This is a genomic window from Saccharibacillus sp. O23 (assembly GCF_002205895.1).
Classification (GTDB): domain Bacteria; phylum Bacillota; class Bacilli; order Paenibacillales; family Paenibacillaceae; genus Saccharibacillus.
Genome location: NZ_NJDE01000003.1, coordinates 445,128 through 459,767 on the forward strand (window position 1 = coordinate 445,128; position 14,640 = coordinate 459,767).

The following is a 14,640-nucleotide window of genomic DNA, read 5'->3' on the forward strand; positions in this document are numbered from 1 at the left end:
GGGGCGCACCCAAGATCGGCACGCCTGCTTCCGGCTTTACTTCGCTTCGCCGTTCTGCATGAAATTTTGTTTCTCCAGATAGTTCAGCACCGTCTGCGAGAAATCGAGATGCGATTCTTTGGTGTATTTGGCGATCGTGTAGATCTGCGCCAGATTCTTGAGGCCGAGCTGCTCGGTCATTTCTTTGAGATGCGGCACGTCCATGTACCGCTTCCAGCCTTTTTCGTTGCGGTCCTTGTAGATCTCTTGAATCCGTTCGTCGGAATAGTCTTGATATTGTTCGTAATGGACCAAGCCCTGCTGCGGCAGGCGGTCGCGCAGCGCCGGTGATTCGGCAGGATAACCGAGCGAATAGCCGACGACCGGCACCACGTTCGGCGGCAGGTTCAGCAGTTCGCCGATTTGATCGCAGTTCGCCAGCGTCGAACCCATATAGCAGATCCCCAGCCCTTCGTTCTCCGCGGCCAGCGCGCAGTTCTGCGAAGCCAGCGTCGCGTCGATCGCCCCGATCATGAAACTCATGAAGTTGTCGAAATGCACCGGCGCGTCGTTCAGTTCCAGCCATTTGCGCATCCGGTTGAAGTCCGCGCAGAAAGTCAGCAGAACCGGCGCGTCGAGCACCATCGACTGATCCATATGCGGCGTATAGAGCTTCTCCCGCAGCGCTTTGTCCCGCGTCACGACGATGGAATAGGACTGCATGTTTCCGCTGGACGAAGCCCGAATCCCCGCGTCCAGAACCCGTTCCAACACTTCTTGACTCACTTCCCGATCCTCGTAAGCGCGAATGGATCGGTGTCCGTGCACCACGTCGTTAAATTCCAAGATCCTATCCCCTTCCGGCGAGTGCGACTCGCTTGGTTGCTGTTGATCTTCTTATGATATCTTAGTCTACCGGCTCGGTATAGCACCGAAAACTTTTTCGAAGCCCGTTTACGACCGATGCCGCCGATGCTGCGCGAGCTGCACGTCGAAGCCGTCCGGATCGAGGATATAGAAAAAACGCAGGTCGGGATTCGATTCGATCGGTCCGCGCGCGATCGGAATGCCTTGTCGCCGAAGTTCCTCGATCGCCCGGTCGAGATCCTCGACTTCGAAGCCGACGGAGATTCCGCTTTCCGGCTCTACCGAGATCTCGCTCCCTTCGATCAATTCGATCTTCGGCTGCCCGGCCGCTCCGAGCATGGCGATCTGCCTGCCCCGGCTCTCGAATCGGCGTTCGATCGGCAGGCCGAGAATCCCGTGGTAAAAAGCGAGCGAAGCGTCCAGATCGCGGATGCGAAGGGTGATCCAATTTAAAGTCAGGTTCATCGTATTCTTCCTTTCTGCGATTGCGTTCCAGCCGGCGCGAAGACCCGAGACGGATCGACAACAATACGCGCCTCAACGAAGTCATCGTACACAGAGCGGCACCGTCGTGTCCAGAGCCGTTCTTTTTCGACGACTGCCGAGTCCTCGCCAAAAGAAAAACCCCTTTCCGCAACGTTTCGGCGGAAAGGGGTCGATCTTTTCAGGAATGCTTATTGGGCTGTAGGTTCCGTCCAACTTTCTCCGTTCGAACCTTTGACGTAATCGTGCCGGGTGACGGCTTCCATGATGTCGTAGTACGCCCAGTACGCTTTCTTCAAGTCTTTGTACGATTCGAGCAGGCCGGCGTTTCCGTCGATGTAGCTTCTGTCCGGATTTCGCTCGGTCATCCGGTTCACCAGCGTAACGGCTTCGGCGCGGGTCACGTAATCTTCCGGTCTGAACGTGCCGTCCGGATACCCTTTGATCCACCCTTTGGCGACGCCGGAAGCGATATAATCGCCGGCCCAGTAAGAAGCTCGGACATCCTTGAAAGCGGAGGCGTCTCCCGCATCCAGCTTGTCGAAGCGGGAAGCGATCGCCGCGAATTCGGCCCGGGTAATCGGTTCTTCCGGTCCGAACGTGCCGTCGGCGTAACCCGTTACGACGCCGGACTGCTGCATGTACCCGACGGCTTTCGCGTACCAGTTCGAACCGCGAACGTCGCGGAACGTCGAAGCGTAAGTCTGATCCATGTTCATCTTCTCGGTCAACAGACGCGAGAACATGGCGATGACTTCGGCCCGCGTCATGTTGCGGTCGGCGCGGAACGTCCGGTCCGGGTAACCCTGCATATAAGCAAAGTGGTTGACTTTGTCCAAGGCCGGCGGTTGAACTTGCGATGCCGCTTTCCAGGTCGCGCTCAGCGTAAAGGCCGCATAGACGCGATCGCTGTCGAAGTTCCATACGCTTCCGTCCGCTTTATGCCAACCGGCAAAAGCGTATCCGGCGCGAACCGGCTGCTTCGGTTCGGTCAACAGGGAGCCGGAAACCGCGCTTTGCTTAACGGAAGCCGGCGTGCCTCCCGCTCCGTCGAACGTGACGTCGTAAACGGCAGCGTTCGGGGCGGCCGGGACAGGAGTCGGCGCAGGGCTGCTCGGCGTTTTCGACGGAGCTTGAGCCTGCCGATCGTAATACAGCTTGACCGTCAGCGAACCGTCGCCTTTGACGACGGCGGTCGTCGAGGTCGCGCCTGCGACCGTGCCGTAGCCGTACGCGATTCCGTTTCCGATCAATGAAGCATCTTGCAGATCGGCGACGGTCAGCACGCTGTCCGCCAGACCGGAACCGCCGGTTGTCCGCGTCGGCGAGACCGGATAACTTCCGTCGGCGTTCATGACGTAATGCTCCACGGAATAAGCGACCGGATTCAGATACGCCAGCGCGTAAACGGAGAACTTTTTGACGTACAACGTGATCGTCTGCGCTTCAGGATCTACCTTGAGATATTCTCCGGCAGCATTCGGCGTTTCTTGGATCGTATGCGTCGGCTCGTTCTCGTGATCGCGATAGACCCGATACAAATTGCTCGTCTTGCCTTGCAGGTCGGCCGGAATCGGAACGACGATTTCGATCAGGCCTTTGGTTTCTTTCAATTTGCCGGTAGAAGCTCCCCAGCTCTCCTGCTCCGTGTTGCGTTTGTATTTGTCGAGCGTGATGTCGAGATACATCCCGACATACGCGCCTTTGCTCAGAGCCTGCGTTTTGATCTTCTCGATCCCGTTCTTGACGTCGGCATCGGACGCGTTCTCGTCGGTTCTGGCTACGGACATCTCGACTTTGACGAAGCCTTGATTATTCTCGTCGGCCAAATACTGTTCCGCTTCCGGGTGCAGATTGTTGATCACGACCGGCGGCGTCTCCGGCGTCTTCAATTTCAAGACGCTGCTGGCGCTGCTGAGCGGGAAGATGATCTTGCCGAGTTCGGTGACCGGCTCGTTCGCTTTGACCGTGATCGCGATGATCTCGGTCTTCTCCCCGATCGTCATGATCAGATTGTAGGTGCCCGCAGGGACGTTATAGATCGTGAACTTGCCGTTCGCGTCCGTAACCGCGGTATCGCCGTACTGGGTATTGCCTTTGACGATACGGATCGAGGCCGTTTTGACCGGATTCGCTTCTTTATCGTCGTCGATGACCGTACCGGTCACGGCGCGTTCCGAAGACCAACGGGCATACAGCGTGACTTTCGAATCCGTCTGATCCCAAAGGCGGGCGCTGCTCATGTCGGCGGCATAATACGCCGTTCCGCCGTTGGCTTGATCGTAATAACCTTCGAACGCGTAGCGGTCGCGGACCGGAAGCTTCGCCTGCGGCATCGGCTTGCCGTAGACCGCCGTCACGCTGCCGCTTCCGCCCGTCCCTCCGTTGTCGTTCAGCGTGACCAGAGAAGTGAGGGCTTCGAAGACGGCCGTGTACGTTCCGCTGACGTAACCGCCTTCGGCTTTATGCGGAATCAAGCTCTTTTCCGTGCTTATCTGAACGCCTTGAGCATCCTGCCATTCGACGAAGCGGTAACCCGGCTTCGCCTCGGCCGTCGAACCGAGCGCTTCGCCCGTCGACGGATTCAGCGATTCTTCGGCGCGGCTGACCGTACCGTAGCTGTCGTCGTTGACGGCGTAGCGGATCTTGGTTTGTTCAAGCTCGGTCCAGCGCGCGTACAGCGTCGTTTGCGGTTCCGTCTTGTCCCAGCGGCGGGCGCTGTTCATGCCGCTGTCGTAGTACAAACTTCCCGCTTCCTGCTGATCGTAATATCCGACGAACGCGTAACCGGACCGGCTCGGGGCGGAAGCTTGAGGCATCGATTGATCGTAAGTCGCGGTCACGCTTGCCGTGCCGCCCGAGCCGCCGTTGGCGTCGAGCGTAACGGAAGCTTTGAGAGCTTCGAACACGGCCGTATAAGCGCCGTCGACGTAGCTTCCGTCGTTCTTCTGCGGGAACAACGTCGGCTCGATGCTTACCGTAAAGCCGCCCGCATCTTTCCATTCGACGAAACGGTATCCCGGCTGCGCGACTGCCGTCGAGCCTGCCGCTTCGCCCGTATCCGGGTTCAGCGATTCGCTGCCCAAACTTACCGTGCCGTAATTGGCGTTGTCCGTCGCGTAAGTGATCGTGACATTGCCGAGTTCCGACCATACCGCATAGACGGTATGGTCGACGGCGGACGTTACGGCCGTATTGCTCGTGACCGTCGAACCTTTGCCGTCAGGCTGCGTGTTCCAAGAAGCGAACGTGAAGCCTTCGCGGACCGGATTTTCGAGCGGCAGCATATATTTGGAGTCGTACGTTTGCTTGAGCGGGATTTCATTGACGTCGCCCGAATATTTCCCGCCGTTGGCATTGAAGACGGCGTTCAGTTGGACCGCTGTCCAGTGCGCATAGAGAGTCGCGGCGCTTTCTGTCCGATCCCAGTCGCGGGCGCTGCTCATCGACGGATCATAATAAGGCGTCCCGCCGTCCGGTTGATCGAAGTACCCTTCGAACGTATAGCCTTCGCGGACCGGAAGAGAAGCTGCCGGCATCGCCTGCCCGAACGTCGCATTGACGCTGCCGCTTCCGCCGCTGCCTCCGTTATCGTTCAACGTTACCGAACCGGCAGCCGCCGTCCACTTGGCGTACAGCGTCTGATCCGAAGTCACCGTGTAAGGGAAAGCGACCTTATCGGCTTCGTTCAGTGCCGAATCGCGGTACCAGCCTTCCAGCGCGTACCCGGTTTTCGAAGTCGAAGGAACGTTTTCGATCAAGTTCGTTTGCAGCGCGGATACCGAAGTGCCTCCGTTGGTTACGAACGTCACGTTGTACGTCGCGGAAGCCGTCGGAATCCATTTGGCGTAGACTCGCGCATCCGGCTGCGCGACTTCCGTCGACAGCGTGAAGGCGTCGCCGTTTCCGTCCGCTTTGGTATTCCATCCGCCGAACGTATAGTTCGCGCGTTCCGGAGCATCCGGCAGATACAGCACGCTGCCGTAAGCGGTCAGAATATCGGTCGTTGCGGCACCGCCGCCCAATTGCCCGCCGTTAGCGTCGAAAGTCACCGTATAGACCGGACTCCAGATCGCGTACAGCGTCGAATAACTGCCGACGTCTCTGAGATCGACGATCGAAGTCGCGTTCGCCGACGTTCCCCAACCTTGGAAGCTGTAATCGTCGCGCGACGGCGGCTGAGGCAGAACGTTCAGTTTCCCGTCCACGGAGCCGATGGTTTGCGTTCCGCCCGTACCTCCGTTCGGATCGAACGCGACCGTCTTGGAGGCTTTCCAGATCGCATACACGCTCGTGTTCGCCGTGATCGAAGTCGACGGATAGATCGCTTCGCCGCTTCCGTTAGCCGTCCGGTTCCATTCGATAAACTGATAACCGGTTCTCGTCGGCTCCGACGGCATCGCGCCGAAGGTTCCGTCCGTCACGTTTCTCGACGTCGGCATCCCGTTTACGGTATCGCTGCCGGCATTGGCGACAAACGTGATCGCATAGCTGGCAGGCGTCCATTTCGCGTAATAGCTGCCTTGCTGCGTGATATCCGTAACGGCCGTGCCCGAACCGGTCTTATCGTTCAGATACCAGCCCTGAAGCGTATAACCCGGCCGCGTGACCGCAGGCAGGCTGCCGTTGAAGTTGTTGCTGTTGCCGTTCGAATATACCGTCGTGATCAAGGTTCCGCCGTCGGGCGTGAAGTTGTTATAGAACAGGGCGGACTTGTTGGCCTGCGACGCCCACTGGGCATACACGGTCGTGTTCTGCGAGACCGGCGTGAACGCGTTGAACCAAGTTCCGTTTCCGTTGGACGTCGTGTTCCAACCCATGAAATACTTATTCGTTTGCGTCGGCGAAGCCGGCATCAGATCTCCGACGATTCCGTTTTTGGTCGGCGTGACGAGCGCGGTCGTCGAGCCGCCGAAGTTCCCGCCGTTCGGATTGAACGCGACCGTATAGGTTTGTTTGTCGCTCCAAGTCGCATAGACGGTCAGATCGCTGCCGACTGCCGTATTGGCGTTCACGGAAGTGCCGCTTCCGTCGGCTTTGGTGTTCCAGCCTTGGAAGTACATCCCGCGCTTGGTAGGAGCCGTCGGAAGCGTTCCTACCGGTTTGCCTCCGCTTTCCACCACTTTGAAATCGGGCGAAGCCGCCGTATCTCCGGTGTTGCTGTCGAATTTGACGGTGTAGTACGCGGCGCTGCCGTTTGCCGAAGTCACGCCCGAGAACGTACCCAGCTCGTTCCAAGTCTTGGTCGACGACCAGCCGGATTTGTCCATGCCGTTCAAGTCTTGGTTGAACGCGTTATCCTGCGCCGCCGTGCCCGTCATGAAGCGGAACGGCGTGGACGCGTTAAAATTGTTGATTCCTTTTTGCGCCAGCGCCCCCGTAATGTCCGACAACGCGAACTTGAACGACACGAAATAATCGGCGTCGCCGTTGAACGAACTGCCGTCTCCGGTCGGCGTGATCGAATAGTTGCTGCCGCTTACCGGTTTGAAGCCCAGCAGCGGTTTGCCGGAAATGCCTGTCGTGCTCGGTCCCGTGTTCGCGTAACCGCTGCTCGACGCGTAGATGCCGAGACGGCCGTTATTGCCGGTCGGATTGTAGACGCCGAGGAACAGATCGACGCTGCCGTTCAGGTCGGCATCCAGCCCGACGAACGCGAAGTTCTTGAACTCGTACGGATTCGTACCGTTCGTATTGCTGACGCGGATTCGAAAAGCCGCTTCCGCGTCCGTCAGGTGCATATACGTGGACGGATAAGAAGCATCCCCGACGATATCCTGCGAGACCGAGCCGCTGCCCGTCTGCTGATCCTGCAAATAATCGTTCTGATTATTGGCGGGATAGACCGCTTTCCAGCTCGAATCGTTGCTTCCGATCGACCAACCCGCGGCCGATACCGGAACGGACATCGCCAAAAATGCCGGAAGTACCATACTGATGCTTAACAAGATGCTTAACGCTTTTTTCCTCATGCGACCGGCTCCTTTTCTGGGTGACTGGCTTCTCTCGAATATGTCCGAGCCAGCAACAAGGGTTGTGTATAAGCTGGACCTCTACTTCTGCTCGATTATTATCGCGATTTTAATGAATGCGTTTAATAGGAAAATCAGTACAAAAACCATTCATGTCCTTCCTATAAAAAAAGCAAAAAGGACACTTCGTTGGAAGTGTCCGAGGTTGACGGCTTTGCAGAACGCGAAGCGCTTCGCCGAAAGGTTATGCCGTCTATTCTGTTCTCAACCGCTGAATGACGCCTTTCTCCGTCAGCTCGCTCAACAAGGCCATGAGGTCTTCCGAATCCATCGGCTGCTCGCGATTGAGCCAGAAACTCATCATGCCGATCATCGCCGACAGCACATATTCCAGCATGTATTCGAACTTCTCGCCTTCCGCTTTCGCCGCATCGCCGAAAGTTTGGCGAAGGATCGGCTTGACGGACGCTTTGAGCTTGCCGACGAAAGCCGGATCTCCGTTCTCGCCGAGCAGCACGGCATAATACTTGCGGTTCCGTTCGTACAGTTCCAGAAAAGCTTCCATCGGCATTCCGATCTGCCGCTCTTCGAAGCGAATCGGCGGCATCTCTTCCAGCGTCGGAATCAGAGCCTGCTCGATCTGTTCCAGCATGTCGTACACGTCGATAAAATATTCGTAGAAGGTGCTCCGGTTGTACCCGGCTTTCTGCGTGATCTCTTTGACGGTAATCTTCTCGATCCGTTTGTTCACATACAGCGACCAGAATGCGTCGATCAAGTTCTGCCGGGTCTGCACCTTGGTTTCGGACTGTTTGTTCACTCGCAGCACCTCCGGAAATCCGACATTCGCTGCCGCATTGTCGGTTGATGGCCTCGAAACGGCCGGATATGCTAGGACTATACAACGCGTCGTCGGATAAGAAAAGAGGAGCGTGATGTCCATGATTACGATTCTATGCGCAGGTTCGCGCGGCGATTTCCAACCTTATGTCGCTCTGGCTCTGGAACTGCAAAAACAAGGAAAAACCGTGCGAATCGCCGGAAGTCGGGAGTTCGAGCTTTTCGTACGGAGCTTCGACGTGGATTATTATCCGCTGCAAGCCGACATCGAGTCGCTTCAAGTCGATCCCGAACTGCTCAAGCAGGCCGGTTCGGCAGACAATCCGCTTAAGATGCTGCTTGCTTTCAATAAGATGAAGAAATACGGCATCTACATGACCCGGGAATTCTACGACGCCTGCGTCGGCAGCGAACTGATCGTCTATCATCCGGGGGTGACGCTGGGCTACTTCGCGGCGAAGCAGCTCGGCATTCCGGCCGTTCTCGCCTCCCCTTTTCCTCTGCACAAGACTCGGGCCTATCCGTCGGTCGTTCGCTACGGACGTTCCAAATCTTCGCCGCGCCGCAATCGTTCGAGCCACTCCATGCTGCAAAGCATGCTCTGGATGGCTTCGGGCAGTTCCGTCAAAAGCTTCTGGAAGCAGCAGTTCGGCGGTACTCCGGCAGGCTTCGGCAAACCTTACGAACGCCATGACCGTCCCGAACAGCCGGCCTTCGTCGCATGCAGCAGCCATGTGTTCGAGCGGCCGAACGATTGGAACCCGAACGTCCACCAACAAGGGTATTGGTTCTTGGAAGAACCGCAGGACTACGTGCCTCCGCAGGAATTGGCGGATTTCCTCGCTTCCGGCGACAAGCCGGTATACGTCGGATTCGGCAGCGTATCGCCGAAAGACCGCAAGAACGAGATCGCCGAGCTGATCGTCGACGCGCTGGAACAGAGCGGCAAGCGGGGCATCATCAGCGGCTTGGGGGCGCTCGAAGATCTGCCCGACACGGTGATCGCCGTCGACAATATCCCTCATTCTTGGCTGTTCCGCCGGACGGCGGCCGTCTGTCATCACGGCGGCGCGGGAACGACGGCGGAAGGATTCCGCGCGGGCGTTCCGAGCTTGATCGTGCCTTTCGCCAACGATCAATTCGCTTGGGCGCATCGGGCTTACGATCTGGGCGTAGGCGCTCCCGCGCTTCCGTTCAAGCAGCTGACGGCCGATCGTCTGGCCGAAGCGATCCGCTATGCGACGCAGCCCGGAGTAGAAGCGAAGGCCCGGGAATTGGGCAGCCGGATCGCTTCGGAGAACGGAGCGCGGGCCTGCGCGGCAGTGATCGCTCGGCTTGGCGGCCGCAAGGACTCTGTTACTGCGGCCCGATGATGTAATCCACGAGAAGTCCGATGCTCTCCTTTTCGGAAAACGATTCGGTGTCGATCGTAAGTTCCGCTTCCGCAGGCGGTTCGTAGACCGAGTCGATCCCGGTGAACTGCGGGATCAAGCCGGCTCTCGCTTTGCGGTACAGCCCTTTGGGGTCGCGCCGTTCGCATACGTCCACCGGGCATTTGACGTAGACTTCGGCATATTCTTCCGGCGCGAAGCGCCGTCTGACCAAGCTGCGGGCCTGCGCCGAAGGCGAGATCATCGCGACCAACACCACGAATCCGACGTTCAGAAAAAGAGCGGCGATCTCGGACGCGCGGCGAAGATTCTCCTGCCGGTCTTCGTCCGTGAACCCGAGACCGCGATTGATGCCCGAGCGGAGCTGATCCCCGTCCAGCACCACGCAGCGGATCCCGCGATCGAACAGCTCTTTTTCCGCGGTCGCGGCCAGCGTCGACTTGCCCGCGCCGGATAGACCGGTAAACCATAACACTTTTCCCCGATGCCCGTTTCGTTTTTCCCATTCTGTTCTTTCGATCATTCCGAACCTCCTCTCGTCCTTCCCTATTCTAGCATTGACAGAAAGCAACCCGTAAACTAAGATAAACGTAACTAATCGAATAATGGATACAATCAGGATTGTTACTGATCAGCAGGCAAGACCGATGATTATGCGCGCACGCATTTTTTCAGATGCGATGGGGGTGTAATTAGGGGTCTTTTTTTATTCCCATATTTCGTTAACGCTTCGTTTTTAAAGGAGATTTCTATGAAAATCACGCGAATCATCAACAATAATGTCATCTGCGCCACTAACGAAAGACGTCAAGAAATGATGCTTCTGGGCAGCGGCATTGGTTTTCAGAAGAAAAAAGGGGATGACGTCGATAAAAGCAAAGTCGAAAAAGAGTTTTTCCTGAAATCCAAAAACGTAACGGGGAAATTGTACGCTCTGCTGGCGCAAATTCCGATGGAATACATGCGCGTGTCCGACAGCATCATTCAATACGCCAAAGAAAACTTGAACAAAGAATTGAACGAAAACATCTATCTGACGCTGACCGACCATATCAACTTCGCCGTAGCGCGGTATAAACAGGGCATGGATTTCAACAACGCGCTGCTGTGGGAGATCAAGACCTTCTACGCCCCCGAGTTCCGGATCGCTTTGAAAGCGCTCGACATGATCAATCGGGAGTTCGATATTTCGCTGCCCGAAGACGAAGCCGGTTTCATCGCGCTGCATATCGTGAACGCCGAATTGGGCTCGGAAATGGAAAACACCATGAAGATCACCGAGCTGATGTACAAGGTGCTGAGCATCATCCGCTATGAATTCAAAACGGATTTCAACGAAAGTTCGCTGCATTATACGCGGTTGGTTACCCATTTGAAATTTTTCGCTTACCGATTGTTCAACAACGCCGCGCTGCAAAGCAACGACAGCAATTTCGTGAATATGATCAAAGAAAACTATCCGTCGGAATACGCGTGCAGTCTCCGAATCGCGCAGTTGATCCGGGTCGATTACGGCAAAGAACTGACGGACGAAGAACTCGTGTACCTGACCGTGCATATCCGAAGAGTGATCAGCGAGAAAAACGACTGATCCCGCGTTTCCCATAACCCATAATGAATAGACTAGGATTGTTACTGGTTAAGCAGGCAAGACCTAGAGCCCCGTCGCGCATGGAGCGTTATCCGCGCGCGACGGGACTCTAGGTCTTTTTTTGTTCAAAGCGCATAGGAGGGGAATTTATGAATTACGACAAAACAGCGGCCGACATTCTGGAACGCATAGGCGGCGCGAAGAACGTCGACGGCTTGACGCACTGCGCCACCCGGCTTCGCTTCAATCTCAAAGACGAAGGCAAAGCCGACAAAGAAGCGCTCAAAAATGTCGACGGCGTGCTCGGCGTAGCCAGCGGCGGCGGGCAGTTTCAAGTCATTATCGGCAACGAGGTCGGCAGAGTGCATAAGGCATTGACGCAGCTCGGCAGCTTCGCTTCCGCCTCGGACGGCGAATCTTCCGAGAAAAAAGGAAAAGTAGCGACGGTATTGGACACGATCTCGGGCATCTTCACGCCGATCCTTCCGGCCATGATCGGCTGCGCCATGATCAAAGCGGTTCTGCTGATCCTGAAATCGCTGCATCTGGTCGAAGCCGGCAGCCAATTCGATACGATCATGACGTTTATCGGCGACTCGGCTTATTATTTCCTGCCGATGCTGCTCGCTTGGAGCGCGGCGATCAAATTCAAGACCAACGTCGGCTTGTCGCTGGCGGTAGCGGGCGTTCTGCTGCATCCGAACTTCGCCGCGCTGATGGCCAAAGGCGAACCGATCTCCTTCTTGGCGCTGCCGGTCACTCCGGCCACCTACTCGTCTTCGGTGATCCCGATCATTCTGGCCGTCTGGATCATGTCTTACGTCGAACGATTCGCGGAGAAATACTCGCCGTCCGTCGTCAAATCGATCCTGAAGCCGCTGATCATCTTGATCGTGATGGCGCCTCTGACCTTGATCGTCCTCGGACCGCTCGGCGCGATCGTCGGCAACTATCTGGCTTCGGCCGTTACCTTCGTCAATACGCACGCGGGTTGGCTGCTGTCCGGCATTATCGGCGGAGCGTTCCCGTTCCTGATTCTGACCGGCATGCATTACAGCTTGGCTCCGGTCGTCTTGACCGCTTACGCGACCACCAAGACGGACAGCATCATCGGCCCCGGCATGATCGTGCACAATATTGCTCAAGGCGCGGCCGCGCTGGCGATCGCGGTCAAGACGCGCAACAAATCGTTCAGACAGATCGCTTCGTCCACGGGCGTGACCGCCCTGCTCGGCATCACCGAGCCGGCTCTGTTCGGCGTCAATCTGCGGTTGAAAAAGCCGCTGATCGCGGTCGTGATCGGCGGCGTGGTCGGCGGGGTCTATATGGGACTGTTCGGCGTCGTCCGTTCGGCTCTCGGCATCGCGGGGCTGGCTACGCTGCCCGCGTTCATCACCGAAAATCCGTTTAACCTGATGCATGCGGCGATCGCCTGCGTCATCAGCTTCGTCGTCACGTTCGTGCTGACGCTGATTCTCGGTTTCGAAGACGTACCGACGGAGAACCCTTCGAAACCCGTCAAGCAAGAGGTCCCTACGACGGTCGAAAGCGAGACGCTTCCCGGCGGTCTGATCCGCTCCCCGCTGCAAGGAAGCGTTCAGGCGCTGTCGAGCATCAAAGACGAAGCGTTCGCGAGCGGAGCGATGGGCAAAGGGATCGCGGTCCGTCCTTCTTCGGGCACGCTCGCTTCGCCCGTCAACGGCATCGTGACCGCCGTCTTCCCGACCCGGCACGCGATCGGCATCCATTCGAGCGACGGCGCCGAGCTGCTGATCCATATCGGCATGAACACCGTCAAGCTCAAAGGCGAACATTTCGACGTGCATGTACAGGAAGGCGATCCGGTTCGGGCCGGCGATCTGCTGATCGAATTCGATGCGGAAGCGATCGCGGAAAAAGGATACGATCTGACTACCCCGATCATCGTGACGAACTCCGATCGCTTCGTCGACGTGCTGAATACCGACAAACCGGAAGTCGCGATCGGCGACAGCCTGATCAAAATCATCTAAGGAGGCATGGATATGAACTCGACAAAAGGATTCCCGAGCACTTTCATGTGGGGAGGAGCCACGGCCGCCAACCAATACGAAGGCGCATGGAATGCGGACGGCAAAAAAGCCAGCACCGCGGACATGATGACCGGAGGCACCCATACGATTCCGAGACGCATCAGCCGTTATATCGAAGAAGGCGTTCATTATCCTTCGCACGAAGCCGTGGATTTCTACCATCGCTACCGGGAAGACATCGAATTGTTCGCGGAAATGGGCTTTACCTGCTTCAGAATGTCGATCGCGTGGTCGAGAATCTTCCCGAACGGCGACGATGCCGAGCCGAACGAAGCCGGTCTTCGATTCTACGACAACGTGTTTGCCGAATTGAACAAGCACGGCATCGAACCGATCGTGACGATCTCGCACTACGAAGCTCCGTTCGCGCTGACCGAGAAGTTCAACGGCTGGGCGTCCCGCGAGACGATCGACTGCTACGTTCGTTACTGCAAGACTTTGTTCGAACGCTACAAAGGAACGGTCAAATACTGGATCACGTTCAACGAGATCAACAGCTTGGTGGTTCCGGCAGGCGCATTCCTGGCCGGCGCGCTCTTGGTCGACGACAGCGGCTTGTTCAACAATACGGCCGTCGACAGCACGCAGTTGAGATTCCAAGCGCTGCATCATCAATTGGTCGCAAGCGCCCGGGCCGTCAAGCTTGCTCACGAGATCGATCCGGAATTCCGTGTCGGCTGCATGATCAACTACAGCTGCGGCTACGGCAGCACCTGCCGGCCGGAAGACATGCTGACCGCTCTTCAGAAAGACCAAATGAACAATATGCTGTGCGGAGACGTGCATGTCCGGGGCGAATATCCCGAGTTCGCCGAGAATTATTTCGAACGGAACGGAATTCGCATCCATATGGAAGACGGAGACAAAGAAACGTTAAAACAAGGCCGCGTCGACTTCTACAGCTTCAGTTACTACAAATCCCACGTGGTCGGCACGCGCCCGGAAGGCGACGAGACGCCGGGCAACGTATTCGGCGGATTCAAGAACCCTTATCTGAAAGCCAACGATTGGGGATGGCAGATCGACCCTGTCGGTCTGCGCTACGTATTGAACCATGTCTACGACCGCTACCGGATTCCGGTCATGGTCGTCGAGAACGGCCTCGGCGCCGTAGACACCGTCGAAGCGGACGGCTCGATTCAAGATACGTACCGGATCGACTTTTTGCGGGACCATATCGAACAGATGAGAGAAGCGGTACGCGACGGCGTCAACCTGATCGCGTATACGGCTTGGGGCTGCATCGATATCGTCAGCGCTTCGACCGGCGAGATGGCGAAGCGTTACGGGTTCGTCTACGTGGACAAAGACAACGACGGCAAAGGCACGCTGAAAAGAAGCAAAAAGAAAAGCTTCGACTGGTACAAAAAAGTGATCGCTTCGAACGGAGCCGACTTGGATTAGGATCGCTTCGCATTTCCACGAACCGTACTGCATTTTTCGCA

At 56.9% G+C, this 14,640-nt stretch carries 9 protein-coding genes; 4 read left to right on the forward strand and 5 right to left on the reverse strand.

Features of this window, described 5'->3' with window-relative positions; all coding sequences use genetic code 11:
• Positions 1–36: 36 nt before the first annotated feature.
• From CDO73_RS05920 to CDO73_RS05935, 4 genes are all read right to left on the reverse strand, one after another.
• Positions 37–825, reverse strand: a complete 789-nt coding sequence (locus CDO73_RS05920; RefSeq protein WP_088487569.1) for a nitroreductase family protein — start codon at positions 823–825, stop codon at positions 37–39.
• A 108-nt stretch (positions 826–933) separates the two neighbouring features.
• Positions 934–1,311 (reverse strand): VOC family protein, encoded by a 378-nt coding sequence (locus CDO73_RS05925; RefSeq protein ID WP_088487570.1) that lies wholly within the window; start codon positions 1,309–1,311, stop codon positions 934–936.
• 209 nt (positions 1,312–1,520) lie between these two features.
• Positions 1,521–7,301 (reverse strand): InlB B-repeat-containing protein, encoded by a 5,781-nt coding sequence (locus CDO73_RS05930; RefSeq protein WP_088487571.1) that lies wholly within the window; start codon positions 7,299–7,301, stop codon positions 1,521–1,523.
• 253 nt (positions 7,302–7,554) lie between these two features.
• The gene (locus tag CDO73_RS05935) at positions 7,555–8,121 is read right to left on the reverse strand and encodes a TetR/AcrR family transcriptional regulator (protein ID WP_218821613.1); all 567 of its coding nucleotides are present in this window, start codon (positions 8,119–8,121) and stop codon (positions 7,555–7,557) included.
• A 121-nt stretch (positions 8,122–8,242) separates the two neighbouring features.
• On the opposite strand from CDO73_RS05935, the gene CDO73_RS05940 reads away from it, so the two are divergent.
• Positions 8,243–9,514 carry a glycosyltransferase gene (locus tag CDO73_RS05940; RefSeq protein WP_088487573.1) on the forward strand — a complete coding sequence of 424 codons (1,272 nt, stop codon included), beginning with the start codon at positions 8,243–8,245 and terminating at the stop codon, positions 9,512–9,514.
• Here the strand turns inward: CDO73_RS05940 and cysC are convergent.
• On the reverse strand, positions 9,498–10,055 hold the full coding sequence (cysC, locus tag CDO73_RS05945; protein WP_088487574.1) for an adenylyl-sulfate kinase: 558 nt from the start codon (positions 10,053–10,055) through the stop codon (positions 9,498–9,500). The two genes, CDO73_RS05940 and cysC, sit on opposite strands and share 17 nt — an antisense overlap.
• Before the next feature lie 228 nt (positions 10,056–10,283).
• Between cysC and licT the strand changes: the two genes are divergently transcribed.
• The 3 genes from licT to CDO73_RS05960 all read left to right on the forward strand — a co-directional run bounded on the left by licT (position 10,284) and on the right by CDO73_RS05960 (position 14,599).
• The gene (gene licT / locus CDO73_RS05950) at positions 10,284–11,123 is read left to right on the forward strand and encodes a BglG family transcription antiterminator LicT (protein ID WP_088487575.1); all 840 of its coding nucleotides are present in this window, start codon (positions 10,284–10,286) and stop codon (positions 11,121–11,123) included.
• A 149-nt stretch (positions 11,124–11,272) separates the two neighbouring features.
• On the forward strand, positions 11,273–13,135 hold the full coding sequence (locus tag CDO73_RS05955; RefSeq protein WP_088487576.1) for a beta-glucoside-specific PTS transporter subunit IIABC: 1,863 nt from the start codon (positions 11,273–11,275) through the stop codon (positions 13,133–13,135).
• 6 nt (positions 13,136–13,141) lie between these two features.
• Positions 13,142–14,599: a glycoside hydrolase family 1 protein gene (locus tag CDO73_RS05960; protein WP_088487577.1), complete on the forward strand. Its 1,458-nt coding sequence runs from the start codon at positions 13,142–13,144 to the stop codon at positions 14,597–14,599.
• Positions 14,600–14,640: the final 41 nt, after the last annotated feature.

Bases quoted from the DNA above. Each gene is read 5' to 3' on its own strand.
- CDO73_RS05925 (WP_088487570.1), bottom strand. From the start codon at position 1,311: ATGAACCTGACTTTAAATTGGATCACCCTTCGCATCCGCGATCTGGAC.
- CDO73_RS05930 (WP_088487571.1), bottom strand. From the start codon at position 7,301: ATGAGGAAAAAAGCGTTAAGCATCTTGTTAAGCATCAGTATGGTACTT.
- CDO73_RS05940 (WP_088487573.1), top strand. From the start codon at position 8,243: ATGATTACGATTCTATGCGCAGGTTCGCGCGGCGATTTCCAACCTTAT.
- cysC (WP_088487574.1), bottom strand. From the start codon at position 10,055: ATGATCGAAAGAACAGAATGGGAAAAACGAAACGGGCATCGGGGAAAA.
- licT (WP_088487575.1), top strand. From the start codon at position 10,284: ATGAAAATCACGCGAATCATCAACAATAATGTCATCTGCGCCACTAAC.
- CDO73_RS05955 (WP_088487576.1), top strand. From the start codon at position 11,273: ATGAATTACGACAAAACAGCGGCCGACATTCTGGAACGCATAGGCGGC.
- CDO73_RS05960 (WP_088487577.1), top strand. From the start codon at position 13,142: ATGGATATGAACTCGACAAAAGGATTCCCGAGCACTTTCATGTGGGGA.